Source organism: Pseudomonas sp. GL_091 (assembly GCF_057837725.1).
The window spans coordinates 3888021-3909618 of record NZ_CM174451.1 but is presented as its reverse complement, the minus strand read 5'-3'; the positions used below and the strand labels follow the sequence as shown (position 1 = coordinate 3909618).

Annotated in this window: 22 protein-coding genes; all 22 read left to right on the top strand. The window is 60.5% G+C overall.

Annotated elements, in window-relative coordinates:
- The first annotated feature begins 45 nt into the window (after positions 1-45).
- The 22 genes from AC3ITY_RS17860 to AC3ITY_RS17755 all read left to right on the top strand — a co-directional run bounded on the left by AC3ITY_RS17860 (position 46) and on the right by AC3ITY_RS17755 (position 21598).
- Positions 46-756 carry an NAD(P)H-dependent oxidoreductase gene (locus AC3ITY_RS17860; RefSeq protein ID WP_223533667.1) on the top strand — a complete coding sequence of 237 codons (711 nt, stop codon included), beginning with the start codon at positions 46-48 and terminating at the stop codon, positions 754-756.
- A gap of 501 nt (positions 757-1257) precedes the next feature.
- Positions 1258-1620, top strand: coding sequence for a DUF6124 family protein (locus AC3ITY_RS17855; RefSeq protein ID WP_489304114.1), 363 nt, complete (start codon positions 1258-1260; stop codon positions 1618-1620).
- 371 nt (positions 1621-1991) lie between these two features.
- Positions 1992-3338 (top strand): outer membrane beta-barrel protein, encoded by a 1347-nt coding sequence (locus tag AC3ITY_RS17850; protein WP_489304112.1) that lies wholly within the window; start codon positions 1992-1994, stop codon positions 3336-3338.
- 87 nt (positions 3339-3425) lie between these two features.
- Positions 3426-4736, top strand: coding sequence for an ABC transporter substrate-binding protein (locus AC3ITY_RS17845; protein WP_223461221.1), 1311 nt, complete (start codon positions 3426-3428; stop codon positions 4734-4736).
- A 25-nt stretch (positions 4737-4761) separates the two neighbouring features.
- On the top strand, positions 4762-5487 hold the full coding sequence (locus AC3ITY_RS17840; RefSeq protein ID WP_489304109.1) for an ABC transporter ATP-binding protein: 726 nt from the start codon (positions 4762-4764) through the stop codon (positions 5485-5487).
- Positions 5488-5490: 3 nt separating this feature from the next.
- Entirely contained in the window at positions 5491-6183 is a 693-nt protein-coding gene (locus AC3ITY_RS17835; protein ID WP_489304107.1) for an ABC transporter ATP-binding protein, read from the top strand.
- A gap of 2 nt (positions 6184-6185) precedes the next feature.
- A complete protein-coding gene (locus AC3ITY_RS17830) occupies positions 6186-7049 on the top strand; it encodes a branched-chain amino acid ABC transporter permease (RefSeq protein WP_489304105.1) in 864 nt (287 codons plus the stop codon).
- Complete coding sequence (locus tag AC3ITY_RS17825) at positions 7049-8083, top strand: branched-chain amino acid ABC transporter permease (protein WP_489304103.1); 1035 nt, start codon at positions 7049-7051, stop codon at positions 8081-8083. The genes AC3ITY_RS17830 and AC3ITY_RS17825 overlap by 1 nt, the downstream gene beginning before the upstream one ends.
- A gap of 219 nt (positions 8084-8302) precedes the next feature.
- Positions 8303-9220: a transporter gene (locus AC3ITY_RS17820; protein ID WP_489304101.1), complete on the top strand. Its 918-nt coding sequence runs from the start codon at positions 8303-8305 to the stop codon at positions 9218-9220.
- A 76-nt stretch (positions 9221-9296) separates the two neighbouring features.
- Complete coding sequence (locus tag AC3ITY_RS17815; RefSeq protein WP_489304099.1) at positions 9297-11024, top strand: FAD-dependent oxidoreductase; 1728 nt, start codon at positions 9297-9299, stop codon at positions 11022-11024.
- Between the two features lie 69 nt (positions 11025-11093).
- Complete coding sequence (locus tag AC3ITY_RS17810; RefSeq protein WP_489304097.1) at positions 11094-11483, top strand: c-type cytochrome; 390 nt, start codon at positions 11094-11096, stop codon at positions 11481-11483.
- 42 nt (positions 11484-11525) lie between these two features.
- On the top strand, positions 11526-11987 hold the full coding sequence (locus AC3ITY_RS17805) for a nuclear transport factor 2 family protein (RefSeq protein WP_489304095.1): 462 nt from the start codon (positions 11526-11528) through the stop codon (positions 11985-11987).
- A 317-nt stretch (positions 11988-12304) separates the two neighbouring features.
- Positions 12305-13234 (top strand): LysR family transcriptional regulator, encoded by a 930-nt coding sequence (locus tag AC3ITY_RS17800; protein WP_477774376.1) that lies wholly within the window; start codon positions 12305-12307, stop codon positions 13232-13234.
- Between the two features lie 198 nt (positions 13235-13432).
- Positions 13433-13927, top strand: a complete 495-nt coding sequence (locus AC3ITY_RS17795) for a cupin domain-containing protein (RefSeq protein ID WP_489304092.1) — start codon at positions 13433-13435, stop codon at positions 13925-13927.
- 48 nt (positions 13928-13975) lie between these two features.
- The gene (locus AC3ITY_RS17790) at positions 13976-14995 is read left to right on the top strand and encodes a hydroxyquinol 1,2-dioxygenase (protein WP_489304090.1); all 1020 of its coding nucleotides are present in this window, start codon (positions 13976-13978) and stop codon (positions 14993-14995) included.
- Positions 14996-15088: 93 nt separating this feature from the next.
- Positions 15089-16552: an aldehyde dehydrogenase family protein gene (locus AC3ITY_RS17785; protein ID WP_489304088.1), complete on the top strand. Its 1464-nt coding sequence runs from the start codon at positions 15089-15091 to the stop codon at positions 16550-16552.
- An 8-nt stretch (positions 16553-16560) separates the two neighbouring features.
- Positions 16561-17628 (top strand): maleylacetate reductase, encoded by a 1068-nt coding sequence (locus AC3ITY_RS17780; protein ID WP_489304086.1) that lies wholly within the window; start codon positions 16561-16563, stop codon positions 17626-17628.
- Positions 17629-17665: 37 nt separating this feature from the next.
- Positions 17666-18538 (top strand): dioxygenase family protein, encoded by an 873-nt coding sequence (locus AC3ITY_RS17775; RefSeq protein WP_489304084.1) that lies wholly within the window; start codon positions 17666-17668, stop codon positions 18536-18538.
- Positions 18539-18541: 3 nt separating this feature from the next.
- Positions 18542-18859 carry a YciI family protein gene (locus tag AC3ITY_RS17770; RefSeq protein WP_489304082.1) on the top strand — a complete coding sequence of 106 codons (318 nt, stop codon included), beginning with the start codon at positions 18542-18544 and terminating at the stop codon, positions 18857-18859.
- Entirely contained in the window at positions 18856-19209 is a 354-nt protein-coding gene (locus AC3ITY_RS17765; RefSeq protein ID WP_489304080.1) for a Rieske (2Fe-2S) protein, read from the top strand. The genes AC3ITY_RS17770 and AC3ITY_RS17765 overlap by 4 nt, the downstream gene beginning before the upstream one ends.
- A 67-nt stretch (positions 19210-19276) precedes the next feature.
- Positions 19277-19732, top strand: a complete 456-nt coding sequence (locus AC3ITY_RS17760) for a hypothetical protein (RefSeq protein WP_489304078.1) — start codon at positions 19277-19279, stop codon at positions 19730-19732.
- Between the two features lie 255 nt (positions 19733-19987).
- A complete protein-coding gene (locus AC3ITY_RS17755; protein WP_489304076.1) occupies positions 19988-21598 on the top strand; it encodes a mechanosensitive ion channel family protein in 1611 nt (536 codons plus the stop codon).

Here is a 21598-nt window from a genome sequence, read left to right as displayed (position 1 = left end):
TCCACACCTTCAATCGATACGCTGGAACAAATCTAAGGAACCACCATGAAAGTACTGATCGTCCACGCTCACCCGGAGCCGCAATCCTTCACCGCCGCCCTGCGTGACCAGGCCGTCACCACCCTCGAAGCCCAGGGCCATGAAGTGCAGGTCAGCGACCTGTACAAAATGAACTGGAACCCGGTGGCCAGCGACGCGGACTTCTCGAGTCGGGAAAATCCCGAGTACCTGGTCTATGCCCTGGAGCAACGCCTGGGCGTGAAGAGCCAGTCACTGGCGCCGGACATCCAGGCGGAGCTGGACAAACTGCTGTGGGCCGACCTGCTGATCCTCAACTTTCCGATCTTCTGGTTCTCTGCCCCGGCGATGCTCAAGGGCTGGATCGACCGGGTGCTGGTGTCGGGCATCTGCTATGGCGGCAAGCGCTTCTACGATCAGGGCGGTCTGGCCGGCAAGAAGGCGCTGGTGACAGTGACCCTGGGTGGTCGTGAGCACATGTTTGGCGAAGGCGCGATTCATGGACCGCTGGAGGACATGCTGCGACCGATCTTGCGTGGCACGTTGGCGTACGTAGGGTTCGATGTGCTGGAACCGTTCGTGGCCTGGCATGTGCCGTACATCAGTGAAGAGGCGCGCCAGCAATTTCTGGTTGATTACAGCCAGCGTCTGCAACATCTGAGCGACGATCAGCCGCTGGTGTTTCCGAAGTTGGCGGAGTTTGATGACAAGCTCTATCCACTGACCACCAATGCCTGATTAACACCACATCCCCCTGTAGGAGCGAGCTTGCTCGCGATGACTGACTACCAGCCAATATAGATGTCGACTGACAGTCCGCTATCGTCGGAACGCCGCCCGGAGCAAGCTCGCTCCCACAGGGGCCGTGTATTGGTTGCCTGAATCGAGGTGTGTTTAAGAGTTGTTTAGCGGCTGTCAGCGTTACTTCCCGCAAGCTACAACGGCTTGCGTCATTGCCTACAGCTACGCCAGAATCCGCCGGCTTGTGCGTCTTGGGGGCGGGTTCTATCGTTGGCCGGTCGCTGCAAAACAGCAGCGATCGGGTTTGGTAGCCCGATTATCCAGTCGCAGTGCGCCACGCTTTGCAGAGTTTTTATTTCTGCTCAATGGTGGCCATGCGCAGGGCATCTTCGGATGCGCCGGGTCCTGGATGCCGGTCTACCAACCCGCGTATGGCCGCCACCCATCGTTTGGTAGCGAAGGTTGATGGCTCCTCATCTACATCCAGGAGTTTCATCCATGTTCAAAGTCACACCCAACCCGCCGGACACCGATCCGACATCCCCGTACGAAAGCCTCGACTCCCAAAAACTCCACGAAGCCGCCGAGCGCGCCCTCGATCATTACCTCAACCCCGGCCCCGGCATCATGGCCACGCCGCGTAAACCCGGCAGCATGTTCGTCGTCAATCCCGAACTCTGTACCGAAACCCTGTTGGTGCATGCCTGCGAGTCGCTGGCATCGGCCCATGTCATGGCCACCGATCTGGTGGATCATCTGCAAGGAACCAGCCGCAATGCGCTGCTCGGCATTGCGCAGGTGATCATGCTCGGTGAACTGGCGGTGAACCGGGCGCTGGATCAGCTCGATCCACCGCAATAACCACCCATCCCAAGATCACCGATAGACCTGTAGGAGCGAGCACGCTCGCGATGGACGTCAACGATGACGCTGGGTGCCTGATGCCCCGCGGCGCCCTCGAGTCCATCGCGAGCACGCTCGCTCCTACAGGGGAGGGGAGGGCATATCCCGGTTCAACAACGCCTGCATTGTTCTGAATACGCGAACACTGATGTCGCCGAGAATGGAATTGTTGGTGCAGTGGTGGACTTGTAGCCTCCATTACGCCGAACACCACGATCCGCCAACGATCGAGTGGAGCCTGGGCCAGGGCTCATCAAGACGTCATACCTTGCTTTCGGCCACATGCCCCTTCGGGGGATTGGCGCCTAATAAAAATAAGGAAGGCAGGTATGAGTATTCGTGCATGGGGCTGTGCAGCAGCCCTGTTCGCACCCGTTCTGGGTGCCAACGTTTTGTTCCCCTCAATGGCTTGCGCCGCAGACGATCCCATGGGGTCGCTGGTGCGCAGTGTGTTCGGCGACAGCCTTGAGCGCGAACATGGGATCAAGGTCTACGGCTGGGCTCAGGCCGGTGTGATCTATAACAACAACGGCACGGATGACGTCAGCAAGCAAAGCTTCTTCAATACCGACGAAGGTGTGAACCTCAACCAGTTCGCCCTGGCCGTGGAGAAAAAACCCAAGAGCAATGTTATCGGCCGCGTGGGACCGTTTCCCGGCGCGATGCCGCAAGAAGCTGACTGGGGTTTCAACGTCACGGCGCTGTACGGCAAGGACGCGCGCTTCTTCAAGACCTACGGCTGGGACGAAGACCTGAGCGCCAACCGCAACAACAAAGCCGAAGATCCGGCGTTGACCATTGCCCAGGCGTACGCTGATTTTTACTTCCCGGTACTCGGCGGATCGGATCTGATGATCGGGATTTTCCACACGCCGCTGGAAAACGAAATCGGTTTCGCCTTGCCATCCCCAGCACCGACTGACTTTTACTCGCACACTTACTCATTCATGCACGGCCCGGCCAAACATGCCGGTGCGCTGTACTCGTTCAAACTGCCTTCGAAACCTGGCGAAAGCATGCTCGGCTTCGAGCTGGGCGTGGTTCAGGGCTGGAACAACCTGCAAGACCCCAATCACTCGCCGGACGTGATCGCCAACGTACGCTGGCGCTCGGCGGACTTCGGCACCTGGGTCGACTGGGAAAACATCTACGGCAATGGCGCTGGCGACAGTTTCGCCGAATGCAGTTGTGGCTCGCCGCTGCCGGCGGGCACCAAGGATGACGACTACAAGCGCCTGGCGTCTTACCTGACGCTTTCTCAGGTCATCGATCCGAACAATCGCGTGGCGCTGGAGCTGAACTACGGCAAGCAAGAGCAGGGCGCTTTCGCCGGGTTTGCCAACAAAAACGACGCCACCTGGTACGGCACCGACATTAACTGGTACCACAAACTCAGTGAAAACCTGATGTGGAACAGCCGCGCGGAGTGGTTCTACACCGACGCACCGGTGCACGTGATGATGGCCAATATTGACCCGCACACCGGCATTCCCGATCCGACCTGGGGCAGTTTCTACGGCGTGACCACTAACCTGGCCTGGACGCCGACACCTAACGTGCGTCTGCGCCCGGAACTGCGCTACGACCTCCATTCGGGCCCCGGCCGCGATGCCTATGCCGACGGCGAAAAGGATTCGCAAGTGGTCGCGTCATTCGACGTCAGTTTCTTCTTCTAAACGGATTTCTCTGGTTTACCCCTGACCCTGCGTGATGGCCCGGCCACACGTGGCGACCCTGTTCGTCCAGGCTTTTGGAGTACTTTCATGACAGACAACAACGATAAAAACCTGTTTGGCCGCGACTTCTCCCGCCGTGATTTCCTGCGCAGTACCGGTGTTGCTGCCGGTGGCGTGGCACTGGCCAGCCTGCCGTTCAACTTTGCCATTGGCAGCGAGCGGGTGATCAAGCTCGGTTATGTCAGCCCGCAGACCGGACCGTTGGCGCCCTTTGCGGCAGCCGACAACTACATCATCGAGTCGCTCAGGCAAGTCTTGAAGAACTCGATCACCGTGGCCGGCAAGGCCTATCGCCTGGAGGTCATCGTCAAGGACAGCCAGTCCAACCCCAACCGCGCGGCGGAAGTGGCGAGCGAGCTGATTCTCTCGGACCAGGTCGATCTGATGCTGGTGTCGTCGACCCCGGAAACCACCAACCCGGTGTCCGACCAATGCGAAATCAACGAAATCCCGTGCATCTCCACGGTGGCGCCCTGGCAGCCGTGGTTCTTTACTCGTGGCGGCAAGCCGGAGCAGGGTTTTGAGTGGACTTACCACTTTTTCTGGGGCCTGGAGGATGTGATCGGTACTTACAGCGCCATGTGGGGGGCGATGCCGTCCAACAAAATCGTCGGCGGCCTGTTTCCCAATGACGGCGATGGCAATGCCTGGGGCGACCAGAAGCTCGGTTTCCCGCCGGTACTGGCGCAAAAGGGCTTTCAACTGGTAGACCCCGGCCGCTTTCAGAGCCTGACCGACGATTTTTCCGCGCAGATTGCCGCGTTCAAAAAGGCCGATGTCGAGATCGTGACCGGCGTGGTCATCCCGCCGGACCTGAGCACATTCTGGACCCAGGCCCGGCAGCAAGGCTTCAATCCGAAAGCCGTGTCGGTGGGCAAGGCATTGTTGTTCCCGACGGCAGTCGAGGCATTGGGCAAGGCCGGCAACAACCTGTCGACCGAAATCTGGTGGAGCCCGACGCATCCGTTCAGTTCGTCATTGACCGGCGCCAGCGCCGGGCAACTGGCCCAAGGCTTTACCCAGGCGACCGGCAAGCAGTGGACGCAACCGTTGGGCTTCGTGCATGCCCTGTTCGAGTTGGCCGTGGACATCCTCAAGCGCACCGAAGAAATCGGCAACGCCCAGGCAGTCCGCGATGCCTTGCTCAAGACCAACCTCAACACCGTGGTCGGCCCGATCAACTGGAATGGCGGACCGGTGAAGAACGTCGCCAAGACGCCTCTGGTCAGCGGCCAGTGGCGCTTGGGCAAGGACAACAAATACGACCTGATCGTGACCAGCAATGCCACCGCACCAGCGATTCCGTTGGGCGGCGAAATGCAGGCCATTACGTATTGATCGCGCAACAGGACACGGGTGCACCATGCAACAACCACTTCTGCAAATGACCGATGTGCACAAAAGCTACGGCTCGGTGAAGGTCACGGATGCCATCGACCTGACCCTGCAACCCGGTGAAGCACTGGGCATCATCGGCCCCAACGGCGCGGGCAAAAGCACGCTGTTCAACCTGATTGCCGGTGGTGTGGCGGCGGACAAAGGCACGATTCATTTCGAAGGCCGCAACGTCACCCGCGAACCGGTGTTCAAACGCTGTCAGCAAGGCATCGGCCGCTCCCATCAGATTCCGCACCCGTTCGTGAAAATGACCGTGTTCGAGAACCTGTTGGTGGGCGCGACCTTCGGTGCGCGATTGCGTGACATGGAAGCCAGTCAATGGTGTGCGCAAACCCTGGAACTGACCGGCCTGATGCGCAAGGCCAACGTGCTGGCCGGCTCACTGACCCTGCTCGACCGCAAGCGCCTGGAAATGGCCCGGGCCTTGTCGACCCAACCGCGTCTGTTGTTGCTCGACGAAATTGCCGGAGGCCTGACGGAGCCGGAATGCCTGGCGCTGGTGGAAACCATTCAGGGCATCCACAAGTCCGGCGTCGCCATCATCTGGATCGAGCACATCGTGCATGCCTTGCTGGCGGTGGTCAGTCGCCTGACGGTGATCAACTTCGGCGCCAAACTGGCCGAAGGCGAGCCGCGCAGTGTCATGGCCGACCCTCGGGTCCAGGACATCTACATGGGCATCGGGAGCTGACACATGCTGACCATTGAAAAACTCTGTGCCGGTTACGGCGACTTTCAAGCGTTGTTCGACATCAGCCTGACCCTTGATGCCGGTGAAACCGTGGCGATCATCGGTTCCAACGGCGCGGGCAAATCAACATTCCTGCGCTCTCTCGCCGGGCTGATCAAAAATCAGCCGGGCGCCATCCACTTCAAGGGCCAGGCCATTGGTGACCTGGCGGCCAATCAGGTGTTGGAGCGGGGCATCGCGCTGGTGCCGGAAGGCCGCAAGCTGTTTCCCTCGCTGACGGTCGAAGAAAACCTGCTGATCGGAGCCTACAGCAAACGCCCCGGTCCCTGGACCCTGGGGCGGATCTATCAGCTGTTTCCAGTGCTGGAAAAACTGCGCAAGCGTCCCGGCACTGCGCTGTCCGGCGGCCAGCAGCAAATGGTTGCGATTGGCCGGGGCCTGATGGCCAACCCGCATTTGCTGTTGTGCGATGAAATCAGCCTGGGCCTGGCACCGACGACGATCAAGGACATCTACGCTGCGCTGCCCTCGATCAAGGCCGACGGCACCACGGTGATTCTCGTCGAGCAAGACATCAATCAGGCACTGAGTGTGTGTGACCGCTTCTATTGCTTCCAGGAAGGGCGCGTGTCCCTGACCGGTCGGCCTGGGGATGCGGACAAAGCACAAATCAAAGCCGCGTATTTCGGGATCTAGTGATGGAATGGCTCAATACTTTGCTTCAAGGCATGTTGCTCGGCGGCCTGTACGCGATGTTCGCGGTGGGGTTGTCGTTGATGTTCGGCATCATGCGCCTGGTCAATATCGCCCACGGCGACTTCATCGTCCTGGCGTCATACCTGGCGCTGCTGGTGGTCAATCATCTGGGTTTCAGCCCGCTCGCGAGCTTGCTGATCGTGGTGCCGCTGATGTTCTGTTTCGGCTACCTGTTGCAACGGCTGTTGCTCAACCGGACGTTGGGCCAGGAAATCCTGCCGCCGTTGCTGGTGACCTTTGGCCTGTCGATCATCGTGCAGAACGTGCTGCTGGAATTCTTCAGTGCCGACAGCCAAAAGCTGGCTCAAGGCGATCTGGAGGTGGCCAGCGTCGGCATTGGCAGCCTGAGCGTCGGTGTGATGCCGCTGATCGTGTTCTGCAGTGCGCTGCTGATCATCGGCGGCCTGCAATTGCTGTTCTACAAGACATCGTTGGGCCGGGCGTTTCGCGCGACCTCCGATGACCAGCACACCGCGCGGCTGATGGGCGTCAACAATGCGCACATCTTCGGCCTGGCCATGGCGCTGGCGATGGCCGTGGTGTCGATTGCCGGGGTGTTTCTGGCGATTCGCACCAGCTTCGACCCCACCGTGGGGCCGGCGCGGCTGTTGTACGGTTTCGAAGCGGTGATCATCGGTGGCCTGGGCAGCCTGTGGGGCACGCTGGCCGGCGGGGTGATTCTCGGCGTTGCGCAAGCCCTGGGGGCAAAGATCGATCCCGGCTGGCAAATCCTCGCCGGTCATCTTGTGTTTCTGCTGATCCTGGTCGTGCGCCCGCGTGGCCTGTTTCCCCGGAGTGTCGACTGATGAATGCCTTGAACAACCCCGTGCTCGGTTATCGCGTACAACGCACGACCACCAGCAGCACCATTGGCCTGTCGTTGCTGGGCCTGTGTGTATTGATCTTGTTCAGTGCACCCTTGTGGGCCGACCGGGCGAGCCTGCGCCTGGTGGTGGAGTTCGCCTATTACCTGGCGTTGGCGCAAATGTGGAACTTGCTGGCGGGCTACGCCGGCATGGTCTCGGTAGGGCAGCAGGCCTTCGTCGGTCTGGGCGGCTATCTGCTGTTTATGCTGGCGAGCCAATTCGGTGTGCCGCCCTTGATCGCGGTGCTGCTTGCAGGCGTGTTGGTGGCGTTGCTGGCGATTCCCACGGCGCTGATCGTGTTTCGTTTGCGTGGCGCCTATTTCGCCATCGGTACCTGGGTGGTGGCGGAGGTCTTCCGTTTGGGCCTGGCGCAGATGAGCACCCTGGGTGGCGGTTCCGGGCAAAGCCTGCCGGCGGCGATTGTGCGGCAAATCGGCAATGACCGGGACGGACGCGAAACGCTGATCTATTTCACCGCGCTGGCCATCGCCATTGCCGCCGTGGCAGTGGTGTTTTTTCTGCTGCGCTCGCGTCAGGGCCTGGCACTGGCATCGATTCGTGATTCTGAACCAGCGTCTGGCAGCCTCGGGGTGGATACGTTCCGCACCAAGCTGATGGTCTATGTACTGGCCGCCGGTTGCACGGGTGTGGTCGGGGCGCTGATCTTCCTGCAAAAACTGCGCATATCCCCGGACGCCGCGTTCAACCTGCAGGACTGGACTGCCGTGGTGATTTTTATCGTGATCATCGGCGGTATCGGCACCCTGGAAGGACCGTTGATTGGCACGCTGATTTACTTCGTGTTGCGCGGTTGCCTGGCGCAGTACGGTGCGGTGTACATGATCATCCTCGGCGTGGTCGCGGTGGTGATGATGCTCAAGGCCCCGCAAGGGGTGTGGGGACTGATCAGCGAACGCCTGGGCTGGCAGGTTTTCCCGATGCAGCGGCGCCTGACGGTTCACAGCAAGAAGTAATGCAAGACCAGCGACAGGCGAGTACCGCCAGGGACGGCGGTTTTCAATGACTGACTCTGTACGCGTTTTTCTCCGTCCCTGCTGTTTGCAAATCACGAACACACAAGTCGCTGACTTCGCAATTGTTGCGTAGTAGGCCGCGCCTTATCGTTCGTCCGTAGCTCGATGGCATGCCGATCATTGCGCACAAAAAACAATAACAATATCCGGAGTACGTTCATGAGAGCTGGACACAGTCTCGCGATGAATATGGCAGGTCTCGGGCTATGTGCCTTGGGCACTTGCTTTTATCCAACCGACAAGGTGCAAGCGTCGGGCATTCCTTTTGCGAGCAACAGGCCGCAAAGCTTCCAGTTCAGTTCGGACTTCACCGAGCCCTATAACTCGGTCGGTCAGGAGTTCGAATACAACGATGACCGCAAACGCTTTGACGATCATGGCAACAAGGTCACCGGCAGCAAGACTGACACCTACGTTGGCCTGACGTCGTTACTCCACTACTGGAAGATGGACGGGCTGCCCAATACCGGTTTCATCGCCAGTATCACCCTCCCGGAAATTGCGATTCGCGGCAACGGCACGCGGGTCAGCGGGTTCGGCGATCCTCTGGTTGGTGGCCTGGTCTGGTACAACCCGACACCGCTGCGCACCATCGGCATGCAGGCCTATGTGCAACTGCCCACCGGTGCGGACTCGGTCAGCAGCGACACCTATGCCCTGTGGCCTTCGCTGTTCTACAACGAATGGCTGGGCAAGGTGAACATCGACCTGCTGGTGGGCGCCATCATCCGCGGCGAAGGCCCGCATCACACCGACCCTGGCGACACTGGGCATGCCAACCTGCGCCTGGGCTACAACATCGTTGATCGTCCGACGTACCAGATCACGCCCTTCGTCAGTGCTGACTACCAGAAAACTTTCAGCACCAAGGATCGCGACAACAACGATATCGACTTCTCTGACTCCAACGAAACCGCGCTGGGCGCCGGCGTGCTGTTTCAACTCAAACCCGGCGTGCAGAAGGTGTTCAACCAGAAAATGTGGGACCAGGTGTCCATCCACTATTCCAAAGGCGTGGAAGGGCGCAACACCACGGTCACGGACGGCTTGTTTGTGCAGTTCTGGCACTACTGGTGAGTCATCGACGCCTGCCTGCGTCCTGTGGCCTGCCGTTCCGTGGTGTTGAGGCCGTTACTTTTTCCGGAGAATAAAAATGAATGAAGAAAAGCAAAAACATGAACTGTCGCGACGCAACTTCATCAAGGCCAGCGCCGCCGGTACCGCTGTCGCCGCACTGTCGGGCGTGGCCGGGCGGGCGATGGCCAGTGATGAGCTGCCCTTTGATCGGGAGCACGACATTGTCGTGGTCGGCGGTGGCGGCAGTGGCTTGCCGACCGCGTTGTTCTCCCGTTGGCTGGACAACGACGTGGTCATCCTGGAAAAGGCCGGCAGCCCTGGAGGCACCGCGGCCAAAGCAGCGTTCTGGTACTGGGTGCCGAATAACAAGCCGATGCGCGACGCCGGCATGGTCGATGAAAAAGCCGATTACATGCGCTATGTCGCTCGTCTGACACGCCCGCAATCCTATGACGCTTCCTTGCCAAAACTCGGCCTGTCGGATTGGGAGTACGAGATGTGCGAAGCCATCTACGAGAGCGCCTCGCCCGCCGCCGAACTGTTGGCCGAACGCGACGCACTGCCTTACCGGCATTGCCCGGACGTGCCCGATTACTGGTCCGAATTGACCGAAGACAAAGCCAAGAAGGGCCGCGTACTGGTGCCCAAGGAAGCGCGGCCGAGCATGTCCGACGGCGGTCGTGTGGCGATCCGCACGCTGACCGCTGCCGCCAAGCGTGACGGGGTGCAGATCCGCACCGGTGAACGGGTGGTGAAAGTGATCATGAACGGCAAGGGCGAGGCCACGGGCGTCGAAGTCGAAACCGAAGAGGGCACGCGTGAACGGGTCAAGGCTCGCAAAGCCGTGATTTTCGCCACAGGCGGTTTCACTCACGATCCGGAACTGCGCCGCAACTTCCTCAACGCTCCGGTCTACGGCGGCTGCGCGGCGCTGACCAACGAAGGCGATTTCATCCGCATCTCAAGCGACTTGGGCGTGCAATTGCGCAACATGAACTACGCATGGTCCTGTCCGATTCTGTTGGAAAAAGCCTTGGCCAAGGACGGTTCGATGTCCGGCATCTTCACCATGAACGGTGATTCGATGTTGATGGTGAACAAGTACGGCAAGCGAATCGTCAATGAAAAAACCGTTTACAACGAAATGGTGCCGACCTTCTTCCAGTGGGATGGCGACAAAGCCGAATACCCGAACCTGGTGATGTTTTCGATCTGGGACCAGCAGGCCCAGGACAACTGCAGCAGCGACGAATACGGTTCGCCCATCGTGCCCAAGGGCGGCAATGACCGCCATGTGGTCCGTGGCGAGACCCTGGAAGAACTGGCTACCAATATTGCTGCGCGACTCGATAAGCATGCATCGGATATTGGCGGTATGAAGCTCAGTGCGGATTTCAATCTCAACCTCAAGGCCACGCTCAAGCGCTTCAACGAGCTGGCGAAGAAGGGCAAGGATCTGGACTTCCATCGTGGTGAGCTGGCGATCCAGGGCGTCTTCACCGGCCCGGTCAAACCCGACCGCACCGGTAACCTGACGATGTACCCGTTGGCCGCGAAAGGTCCGTATTACGCGGCGTTGATTACTGGCGGCAACCTCGACACCAAGGGTGGTCCGAAGACCAACTCCGTCGGGCAGGTGCTCAATAACGCCAATGCGCCGATCCCGGGTTTGTACGGTGTCGGCAACTGCGTGGCGTCAGCCTCCGGTCGTGCCTACTGGGCTGGCGGTTCGACACTCGGCCCGATTATCGCCTTTGCCTATCGCGCAGCGAACCAGGCGCACAAAGAGGCGAGCCGCAGCTGAATCAAGCCCGGGCCGCCTTCACATGCGGCCCGTTGATGCCTTAATCGGTGATTGCATGAGAACAACACTATGAGTCATTTCCCGCGAAAAGCCCCGGTATTGTTGATGCTGGCAGCCAGTTTCGGCCTGGCTGGCGTTGCTCAGGCCGACGATCTTGAACTCGCGCAAAAACTGGCGACCAACCATTGCGCGGTCTGCCACACCTTCGACAAGGGCGGGCCGCCGGGGCAGGGGCCGAACCTGTTCGGGCTGATCGGTCGCAAGGCCGCCAGCGAGTCGAACTTCACCTACAGCGACGGCTACAGCAAAGCCATGTCCGGCAAGGTCTGGGACGAGCAAACGCTTGAAGCCTGGCTGACCGATACCCAGGCCGTCGCGCCGGGCAGCGCCATGGTCTATTCCCAGGGCGACCCGGCCAAACGCCAGAAGATCATCACGTACATCAAGTCGCTGCACTGACAGCCACCTTTACCTCATTCCAAAAGCACTGCGGAGACAGCCATGATCAGCACCCTGACGATGACCGACGAGCAACGCAAATCCGTTGCCCTTGAATACCTCAAAGCCTTCGACAACGGCGGCATCACCTCCACCGGTGGCAGCATTCTCGACCTGTTCGCCGACGACGCGCAGGTACTGTTTCCGAAGTGGGGGCTGGCCACCGGTCGTGAACAGATCGGCCAGATGTTCACGGACCTGGGTAGCCGCTTGAAATCGATCACCCACGACTACGCACACTTCAACTGGATCCTCACCGGCAGCGACACGCTCGTCTGCGAAGGCACCAGTTTCGGCGAGCATGTGGACGGGCCGTGGCGCGCCGGTGTACCGACCCCGGCGGGCGCCGGTTATTGGGCTGACGTATTCGAAATTCGCGACTTCAAGATCCAGCGCTGCTTCATCTACCTGGACCCTGACTACGGCAACAAGGACGCTGCGCGCTACCCGTGGCTCAATCGCTGATCCCTGGTTTGATGGTTGAAGGCGGCAAGGCATGGTTGACGCAGATATTCAGGTGTTCAACCGACCTGTGGCGAGGGGGTTTACCCCCGTTCGGCGGCGCAGCCGTCGTAAACCCGGACAACGCGGTACGTTTGAAATACCGCAATGCCTGGGTTTGGGGCCGCTACGCGACCCAACGGGGGTAAACCCCCTCACCACAATGGATCTACGGTGCCCTTGCTGCCCGGACACGGCAGGCACAGGGATCTGGAGTGCGAGGTGCCGACAGGCTAACCTCGCTGTTCCTATAAGAACAAAAGCATCCAGAGAACCTGCCCATGGATCGTTTACTCAGTGTCGAAGCCTTTGTGCGGGTGGCCGAAACCGGCAACTTCGCCAAGGCGGCCCAGCAACTGGGCGTGACCCGCTCGGTGATCACCCATCGCATCCAGCAACTGGAACAGTTCATCAATGCACCGTTGTTCCATCGCAGCACCCGTCATGTGCGGCTCTCCGAAGTAGGCGAGACCTACTACAAGGAATGTGCGGACATGGTTGCGGGTTTCAACTCGCTGACCGAGCACATGCGCGAGCTGCGGGCCAAACCCACCGGCAAATTGCGCGTGCAGATGTTGCCCGGGTTCGCCATCGGTCACTTCGGCCGCATGCTGGCCGAGTTCACGCGGTTGTACCCGGACATCGAAGTGGACGTGATCGTCAACGACCGGGTGGTCGACCCCATCGAAGAAGGCTTCGATGTGGCGTTCCAGATGTTCCCGCCGATGGCCGAAACCCTGATCGAGCGCAAGCTGTTCAGCGTGCGCCGATTGTTCTGCATGTCGCCTGATTACGCCGACGAGTTCGGCGTGCCCAGCCATCCCCAGGAGTTGTTGCAACACAAGATAGCCTTGTACGAAGGCTATCCGTCGCGCAACCGCTGGATCTTCACCCGTGACGACGAGCAAGTGGAACTGAGCCTGCCGGGCCAGGTGCGCTCCAACTCCGTGCATTTGCTGCGCGATTACGCGCAGACCGGTGTGTGCATTGTCTGCCTGCCGACCCTGGTGGCCAGCGATGACTTGCTCAGCGGCCGGCTGATTCCGGTGTTGCCGGAGTATGCGTTGTCCTCTTTCAACTTCTCGGCGGTGTATCCCGCCACCCAGCGCCGGGCCTTGAAAGTGCGTACGTTGATCGACTTTCTGGTGGACAACTTCGGCGATGAGCCATGCTGGGACAAGCCCTTGCTTGAGCGTGGCTGGGTGCGCTGAGCGGTACATGGCCCGCCTGTCAACGATAACGCGGGTATTCTGATTAAACGCGGTGTGCCTGATTTTTTCGCGAGCAAGCTCACTCCTACAGTGTTTGCGTTTCGCAAACACTGTTGTCGCCGGTCCTCTAATTGTTCGCAGAGCGGGTGCGACGTACTGTTGGCTCACTGTTACTACAACAACAAAACGGTGAAAACCATGAGTAGCGCTGCAATCGAAACGGTCTTCGGCTCGCTGGACAACTACACCAAAGGCTCGGTGGAAATCATCAGCGGCCAGGCCAGCCACTACGCCTTTTCCAACATTTTCGAAGTGGCCGATCATTCCAGCCCTTATGAAAAGGTCGTGGTCGGTTTCAACCTCGGCTTCGTCGTCGAAACCCTGCGCGCCGAAGGCCAGTCGCCCTGGTACACCGCCGCGCACGACGAGTTCGCCATTGTCATGGACGGTGAAGTTCGCGTGGACTTCCTCAAGCTCGATGCGCCGTTGAAAACCGGCGAGGGCACGCACCTGGCCGGTGAAATGCCGGCGGGCAAACCGATGGGCTACGTGTTGCTCAAGCGCGGTCATCAGTGCCTGTTGCCGCTCGGCAGCGCCTATCGCTTCGAAGCCAGCCGCCCGGGCGTGATTCTGCAGCAGACCATCAAAGGCCCGTTGTCGATCGAGAAATGGGCAGACATCTGCTTCAAGTGATCTGCCGTATCTGACCGCCCAATCCAAAAGAACAAGAGGAATCCCGCCATGGCCATGCTTGAAACCGCTGCCGACACCGCACATATTGCCGACGATGAAGTCCAGGCCAGCGCCCCCCACGCCGTCACCGGCTACTGCTCATTCAAACTCGGCGCCTTCGAACTGTCGCGTGACGAATATTTCGCTCGCATCACCTGGCCGGCCAAAGGCCAGACCCGCTCGCACCTGATTCCGGTCGATGCTTTCCTGCGCGCCATGATGCGCGACGTGGCCTGGGGCTTTTTCTACGGCTGGGTCAACTTTGACCACGTCATCGGCACCCGCAATTACTACGGCAAGGTCGACCTGTACGCCGGCACCTTCAACGGCACGCTCAAGGCGGCCGGGGTCAATTACACCGAAAACTTCGAAACGCCGCTGATCATGGCCACCTTCAAGGCCATCCTGCGCGACTGGACCAACGCCACCTTCGACCCCTTCGCCGCCCCGGAAGAAACCGGTAGCGCATTCGGTCGCAAGAACGGCAACAACATCGAAGCCATCGAGCGCTCCCGCATCGCCACCAAACGCATGCCGGGCCTGAAGGATGACTCGCCGCTGCGTGACGACCTGCCGGTCAACCGCCAGTTCATCGACGTGCCGCAGGACGAACCTGAAGTCTACGCCGCCGAAGGCTTCGAAGATGAACTGCATGCCTTCAACCTGTTCAAGTACCTGTCGCGCTCCGACGTGACCTGGAACCCGTCGGTGACCTCGGTATGCAAGGCCAGCCTGTTCTGCCCGACCACCGAGGAATTCATCCTGCCGGTGTTCCACGGCAACGACCGTATCGAGTGGTTCTTGCAGATGTCCGACGAGATCATCTGGGACGTCGGCGACAAGGACGATGGCAATCCCCGTGCGCGCATCACCATGCGTGCCGGCGACATCTGCGCCATGCCCGCCGACATCCGTCACCAGGGTTACTCGACCAAGCGCTCGATGCTGATGGTCTGGGAAAACGCCACGCCGAACCTGCCGCAACGCTACGAAAGCGGCGAGCTCAAGCCGTATCCGATCGAGTTCTAGGACTTCGTGTCCGGCCCGGCATCGCGCCGGGCAATGCGCTCAAGAATCACTTCGTCAAACACTGCGCCAGCCGCGCGGTGCGAGGAAACCATTATGCAAAATCAGCTCTATATCGATGGCCGTTTCGTGGACGCGGTCGCTGGCGGCACCATTGACGTGGTATCGCCCCACGACGGTTCTTTGATCACCCGCATCGCTGCCGCCGAAGCCGCTGACATCGACCTCGCTGTCGCCGCCGCCAAACGTGCGTTCCCGGCCTGGTCTGCCTTGGGCGCCGCCGAACGCGGACGCCTGTTGCTTAAACTGGCAGACAAGATCGAGGAGTGCGGCGAAGAACTGGCGCAGCTCGAATCCCTCAATACCGGGCACCCGATCCGCGACTCCCGTGGTCTCGACGTGCCGCGCACGGCGGCGTGCTTCCGTTATTTTGGCGGCATGGCCGACAAGATCGAAGGTTCGGTGATTCCGGTCGAAGCGGGTTTCCTCAACTATGTGCAACGCAAGCCGATTGGCGTGGTGGGGCAGATCGTGCCGTGGAACTTCCCGCTGATGTTCACCAGCTGGAAAATGGGTCCGGCGCTGGCAGCGGGCAACACCATCGTGATCAAGCCTTCGGAAATCACCCCGTTGTCGACCTTGCGCATTGTCGAGTTGATGACCGAAGTCGGCTTCCCCAAAGGTGTGGTCAATGTGGTGCCGGGCTACGGCCATACCGCCGGGCAAGCGCTGGCCGAACACCTCGATGTGGGCAAGATTGCCTTTACCGGTTCGACCGCCACCGGGCGCCGGATTGTCGAAGCCTCCCAAAGCAACCTCAAGCGCATTCAGCTGGAACTGGGCGGCAAGGGCGCCAATATCGTGTTCGAGGACGCCAACCTGGACGCAGCGGTCAACGGCGCGGCCTGGGCGATCTTTCACAACCAGGGCCAGGCCTGCATCGCCGGCTCGCGGCTGATTCTGCACAAAGACATCGCCGACCAATTCCTTGAACGCTTCATCGCCCTGGCCAAATCTATCCGATTGGGCGACCCGTTGGACCCGGACACCGAAATGGGCCCGCTGACTTCGGCGCTGCACCGCGACCGGGTGATGACGTATATCGACATCGCCATCGAGCAGGGCGGCAAGGTTCTCGCCGGCGGCAAGGCACCGGACGACCGGGCGTTGGCCAATGGATTTTACATCGAGCCGACGGTGGTCGAGGCCAAGCCCGGTGACCGCGTTTGCCGGGAAGAAGTGTTCGGCCCGTTCGTGACTGTGGTGCGCTTTGGCACCGACGAAGAAGCCCTGGCCATCGCCAACGACTCCGAATACGGACTGGGCAGTGGCCTGTGGACGCAGAACCTGAGCCGCGCGCACAAAATGGCTGACGCGATTCACGCCGGCATGTGCTGGATCAACTGCTACAAACGGGTCAACCCGGGCAGTCCGTTTGGCGGTGTCGGTCAGTCCGGCTATGGCCGGGAAATGGGTTTCGAAGCGATCCACGATTACACCGAAGCCCGTTCGGTCTGGGTCAACGTCGACGCCAACATTCCTGCGTATTACAAGCGCTGAGGCCAGCCATGAATCCTTTTGTTTACCAAAGCCTGCCGACCCGTGTGGTGTTCGGCTGGGGCAAGCTATCGGCGCTGGCGGAAGAAATCGAGCGGCTGGGCGCCCGGCGTGCGCTGATCCTCACCACACCGGAACAGCATGGGCTCGGTGAACAGGTCGCCGCATTGCTCGGTGATCGTGCCGCCGGCGTTTATTCTAAGGCCGTGATGCACGTTCCGCTGGAGGTGGCGCAAGCGGCGCGCCTTGAGGCGGCACGGTTGGACGCCGATTGCTGCGTGGCCATCGGCGGTGGCTCGACCATCGGCCTGGGCAAGGCGATTGCGATGGATTCCGGCCTGCCCATCGTGGCGGTGCCGACCACCTATGCCGGTTCCGAGATGACGCCGATCTATGGCTTGACCGAAAACCGCCTGAAAAAAACCGGGCGTGATATCCGGGTTTTGCCCAAGACCGTGATTTACGACCCGCAATTGACCTTGACCCTGCCATCGCAAATCTCCGCGTGCTCGGGCATGAACGCCATGGCCCACGCAGTCGAGGCGCTGTACGCCCAGGACACCAACCCGATCATTGGTTTCATGGCCGAAGAGTCGATTCGCTCGCTGGCGCAGGCCTTGCCGGGCGTGGTCCACCATCCCGATGACCCCGAGGCGCGCAGCCAGGCGTTGTATGGCGCGTGGCTGGCGGGCATTTGCCTGGGCTCGGTCGGCATGGCCTTGCACCACAAGCTCTGCCACACCTTGGGCGGCACGTTCAATCTGCCCCATGCTCAGGCGCACGCCATCGTCTTGCCCCACGCCGCGCATTACAACCGCGAAGCGGCGGCGGGGCCATTGCAGCGGGCTGCACGGGCATTGGGTGGAAGCGAGGCGAGCGAGGTCGGTGCCTTGCTGTACGCACTGAACCAGAAGCTGGGCATTCCACTGGCCCTGGCAGACATCGGCTTCCCGGCAAACGGCCCGGCCGAAGCCGCGCAAATCGCCTGCGCCAGCCCTTACTACAATCCGCGGCCGTTTGAACAAGGCCCGATTGAGGCGTTGTTGAACCGGGCTCTGACAGGTCAGGCCCCAGCCTGATCTGCCAGCCACTCTTATCCTCGTCGGAATAACAACAATGACCGATCAAGACAAAGCCATGGAGTCACTGATCTCCCAACAGGCAGTGAACAGCTTCAACGACGCGCCCAACGCGCGTTACAGACAGATCATGCAAAGCCTGGTGCGCCATCTGCATGCGTTTGTCAGCGAGGTTGAATTGACTGAACAGGAGTGGTTCGAAGGCATTGGTTTCCTGACCGACACCGGGCACAAATGCGATGGCCTGGTGCGCCAGGAATTCATTCTGCTGTCGGACACCCTTGGCGTTTCGATGCTGGTCGATGCGATCAACCATCGGCACAGCGCGATGGCGACCGAGACCACGGTGTTCGGGCCGTTTTATATCGATGGCATGCCGGATCGCGAATTCGGCGAAAACATGGCTTTCACCGCCGGCGAGACGGCGCTGGTGCGCGGGCGCGTGGTCGATATTCACGGCAATGCACTGGCCGGTGCGGTGCTGGACGTCTGGCAGACCGCTGAAAACGGCATGTATTCCGGCCAGGACACCGAACAGCCTTTCGGCAACTTGCGCGGGCGCTATCGCACCGACGCAGATGGCTGCTTCGCGATTCGCACCATTGTCCCGGTGGCTTACCCGATACCGACCGATGGCCCGGTGGGGCGCATGCTCGACGCTGCCAACCGCCATGCATGGCGGCCAGCGCACCTGCATTTCATGATTGATGCACCGGGCTATCGCAAACTGGTCACGCACCTGTTCAATCACGATGATCCGTACCTGGCGTCCGACGCCGTGTTCGGGGTGAAACAGTCGTTGCAGGTGATCTATGAAGACCTGAGCACCCACGACGATGTGTCCGCCAGGCTAGGCATGGAAGTGCCGTTCAAACGTGCGTGTTATGAATTTGTCATGGAATCCGCGTGAATCATGGGCCAGTTCTTTGCGGTATTTGCCACTGATCATTCGGACAGTCAGGCGCTGCGCCAGCGTCTGCGGCCCAGTCACCAGGCGCATTTGCGTGCCACTGGGGACCATCGGGTCGTCGTGCGCCTCGGCGGCCCGATCCTTGACGATGCCGGCGCGGCGATGACTGGCACGTTGCTGGTCATCGAGGCGGGCAGCCTGCCGGAGGTGGAAGCGTTCATGCAGGACGACCCCTACGTGCAGGCGGGCCTGTTCGCCAGCATTCAGATTCGCCCATGGCACTGGAGCCTGGGCAACCCTGAACTGCGTGGTTTTCCATGACCGGCATTACCTTGTGCCGACTCGACGACATTGCCGACGGCGGGGCGTTGGGATTGCCGCAGCACCAGCAATTGCATCCTGCCGGGCTGGTTGCGGTGCGTCAGGGCGAACAGGTGTGGGTGTACGTCAACCGCTGCCCGCATTTCTCGGTGCCGCTGGACTTCAATCCGCAGCAGTTCTGCACTTATGGCGGCAAGGTCCTGATGTGCGCCCATCACAGCGCGATGTTTCGTTATGACGACGGGCACTGCATCGACGGCCCGTGTAAAGGCGCGCAACTGGAGGCCGTGCCGGTGCGTTGGGCCGACGACCGACTGGTCATGGAGATCGAGCCCACCGCCGGTCAGTAACCGGGTGGCTGACGGGGGCTGATCTAAACTCCTGTTGGGGGTGAACCACGTTCATCCGGAGGTCATCATGAAAAAATTGTCACCCATCAGTCTGTGTCTCGCCTTGTCGGTTTTGAGTGCCCCGCTATGGGCGCAATCGGTGGTGCCGATGAAAGGGCAAAGTTCGCAACAAACCCAGGCAGATATGTCCGAATGCCAGAGCATCGCCAACAGTCAGGCTGCATCGACGTCTTCGACGCCATCGGGCGGGCGGGTCAAAGGGGCGGCGGCGGGGGCTGCTGCCGGCGCCGTGGCGTCTGGTGTGCGCAGTAATCAGCACGAAGCGTTTGATGATCGTGTCGACAGTGACGTGAAACAGAACGTCCGCCAGGATCGCGCCAAGGAAACTGCCGCGGCCGGTATGGTCGTCGGTGGTTCGCGCCAGCGTCAGGAGCGCCGGGAGCAATCGAAAACCACGCAGGCGAACACCACGACGGCTTACACCAGCTGTTTGCAGGGCAAGGGTTATCAGGTCAATCCTTGAGTCAGGTACAGATCACACTGTAGGAGCGAGCTTGCTCGCGATGGTCGTCAACGATAACGCTGGTTGGCAGGTGCCCCGCGGTGCTCTCCGGTTTATCGCGAGCAAGCTCGCTCCTACAGGATCCTCGAGCTCGCTGTTTCAAGGAAACAGACGGGAAAGAAACTGCCTGTAGCTCCAATCTGACAACCGTTCATCGGTGAACTACGCTGCGATACGTACCCTCGATCTGAATTTCGTGACGTAAGGATCCGACACATGCGGAGCAGGCTGCTCGCTGTAATGATTACTGTTTTCGGTATGTTTTGGTCGGTGCAATTGTGGGCCGAAGACGCACCGAAGGTGGTCGATGCTCCCGTTGAATTGAAAGTGGCCAACCGCAGCATCATGGTGTTTCGCGCGACCATCCTCGGTGAAGCCCCGGCCTCGCGGGTCAAACGGGCGAAAGCGGTGATCGCTGAGGCGCTGGATGATACGGACGACCTTAATGTCACCATCGACCCGATCATGAAAAGCTACTTGGTGCTGCTGGGTAGCCGGCGCGCCTTTATCGTTTCGCCCAAGGACTTCGACGAGACCGAATACGACTCGGTACAGCAGGCCGCCGAAGCCGCGGCTGGCAAGCTGCGCCAGGTCGTGGCCGAAACCCGGGAAGCCCGCAGCCTGCAATTGATTCTGCGCTCTGTAGTCGCCGCGTTGATTGCTACCGGCGTTTACATCGGGCTGCTATTCGGCATGTCGTACCTGCGGCGCAGAGTGCTGAAGAAATTGCCCGAACTGATGCATCGGCACACCCAGGCCCTGAAAGTCGGAAAGGTTCCGCTGGTCGACGCCAATTACCTGTATCCGCTAGCCAGCCGCCTGCTCGAACTGGTGCGCTGGATCGTCGTGTTGCTGCTGACGTACGAATGGCTGGGCTTTGTCCTGTCGCGCTTTCCCTATACCCGTCCCTGGGGTGAAAGCCTCAACAACTATCTGCTGGAGCTCGGCGGTTATCTGCTGCAGGGGATCGTCGGTGCCATACCCGGGCTGGGCGTGGCGCTGGCGATCTTCTTTATCGCCCGCGGTGCAACCGCATTCATGCGGCGGATACTGCGGCGCATGGCTGTACCGGGAACCCTGAGCTGGCTGAACCATGAAACCCTGCAACCGACCCAACGCCTGACGTCCCTGGCGATCTGGCTGTTTGCCCTGGCCATGGCCTATCCGTACCTGCCGGGTGCCGGCACGGATGCATTCAAAGGCTTGTCGGTGTTGATCGGCCTGATGATTTCCCTGGGCGCCACCAGCGTGGTGGGCCAGGCGGCGGCGGGGTTGATCCTGACCTACACCCGAACCCTGCGCCCCGGCGAATTCGTGCGCATTGGCGACTACGAAGGCACGGTGACCGAACTGGGTATGTTTACCACCAGCATTCGCACCGGCCTGGGAGAGGTGCTGACCCTGCCCAACTCGATGATCACCGGCACCGTCACCAAGAACTACTCGCGGGTGGTACAAGGCCCCGGCTACGTGGTCGACACCGTCGTGACCATCGGCTACGACACGCCGTGGCGGCAGGTGGAGGCGATGTTGCTGGAGGCCGCAAGACGCACGCCGGGGGTTCTCGAAGTGCCGCCGGCCCAGGTGTTCCAGACGGCATTGTCGGACTTCTACCCGGAATACCGGCTGGTGGCCCAGGCCATTCCCAGTCAGCCTCGGCCGCGCGCCGTGCTGCTGAGCATGCTGCACGCCAACATCCAGGATGTGTTCAACGAGTACGGCGTGCAGATCATGTCGCCGCACTATCTGGGCGATCCGCAACAGGAGAAATGGGTGCCCAGGGACAAGTGGTACCCGGCCCCCGCGCAAGAACCGAAGGAGTCCTGA

Bases quoted from the DNA above. Each gene is read 5' to 3' on its own strand.
- AC3ITY_RS17805 (WP_489304095.1), top strand. From the start codon at position 11,526: ATGATCAGCACCCTGACGATGACCGACGAGCAACGCAAATCCGTTGCC.
- AC3ITY_RS17755 (WP_489304076.1), top strand. From the start codon at position 19,988: ATGCGGAGCAGGCTGCTCGCTGTAATGATTACTGTTTTCGGTATGTTT.
- AC3ITY_RS17830 (WP_489304105.1), top strand. From the start codon at position 6,186: ATGGAATGGCTCAATACTTTGCTTCAAGGCATGTTGCTCGGCGGCCTG.
- AC3ITY_RS17790 (WP_489304090.1), top strand. From the start codon at position 13,976: ATGGCCATGCTTGAAACCGCTGCCGACACCGCACATATTGCCGACGAT.
- AC3ITY_RS17760 (WP_489304078.1), top strand. From the start codon at position 19,277: ATGAAAAAATTGTCACCCATCAGTCTGTGTCTCGCCTTGTCGGTTTTG.
- AC3ITY_RS17770 (WP_489304082.1), top strand. From the start codon at position 18,542: ATGGGCCAGTTCTTTGCGGTATTTGCCACTGATCATTCGGACAGTCAG.
- AC3ITY_RS17800 (WP_477774376.1), top strand. From the start codon at position 12,305: ATGGATCGTTTACTCAGTGTCGAAGCCTTTGTGCGGGTGGCCGAAACC.
- AC3ITY_RS17810 (WP_489304097.1), top strand. From the start codon at position 11,094: ATGAGTCATTTCCCGCGAAAAGCCCCGGTATTGTTGATGCTGGCAGCC.
- AC3ITY_RS17820 (WP_489304101.1), top strand. From the start codon at position 8,303: ATGAGAGCTGGACACAGTCTCGCGATGAATATGGCAGGTCTCGGGCTA.
- AC3ITY_RS17840 (WP_489304109.1), top strand. From the start codon at position 4,762: ATGCAACAACCACTTCTGCAAATGACCGATGTGCACAAAAGCTACGGC.
- AC3ITY_RS17850 (WP_489304112.1), top strand. From the start codon at position 1,992: ATGAGTATTCGTGCATGGGGCTGTGCAGCAGCCCTGTTCGCACCCGTT.
- AC3ITY_RS17835 (WP_489304107.1), top strand. From the start codon at position 5,491: ATGCTGACCATTGAAAAACTCTGTGCCGGTTACGGCGACTTTCAAGCG.
- AC3ITY_RS17775 (WP_489304084.1), top strand. From the start codon at position 17,666: ATGACCGATCAAGACAAAGCCATGGAGTCACTGATCTCCCAACAGGCA.
- AC3ITY_RS17860 (WP_223533667.1), top strand. From the start codon at position 46: ATGAAAGTACTGATCGTCCACGCTCACCCGGAGCCGCAATCCTTCACC.
- AC3ITY_RS17815 (WP_489304099.1), top strand. From the start codon at position 9,297: ATGAATGAAGAAAAGCAAAAACATGAACTGTCGCGACGCAACTTCATC.
- AC3ITY_RS17780 (WP_489304086.1), top strand. From the start codon at position 16,561: ATGAATCCTTTTGTTTACCAAAGCCTGCCGACCCGTGTGGTGTTCGGC.
- AC3ITY_RS17795 (WP_489304092.1), top strand. From the start codon at position 13,433: ATGAGTAGCGCTGCAATCGAAACGGTCTTCGGCTCGCTGGACAACTAC.
- AC3ITY_RS17825 (WP_489304103.1), top strand. From the start codon at position 7,049: ATGAATGCCTTGAACAACCCCGTGCTCGGTTATCGCGTACAACGCACG.
- AC3ITY_RS17855 (WP_489304114.1), top strand. From the start codon at position 1,258: ATGTTCAAAGTCACACCCAACCCGCCGGACACCGATCCGACATCCCCG.
- AC3ITY_RS17765 (WP_489304080.1), top strand. From the start codon at position 18,856: ATGACCGGCATTACCTTGTGCCGACTCGACGACATTGCCGACGGCGGG.
- AC3ITY_RS17785 (WP_489304088.1), top strand. From the start codon at position 15,089: ATGCAAAATCAGCTCTATATCGATGGCCGTTTCGTGGACGCGGTCGCT.
- AC3ITY_RS17845 (WP_223461221.1), top strand. From the start codon at position 3,426: ATGACAGACAACAACGATAAAAACCTGTTTGGCCGCGACTTCTCCCGC.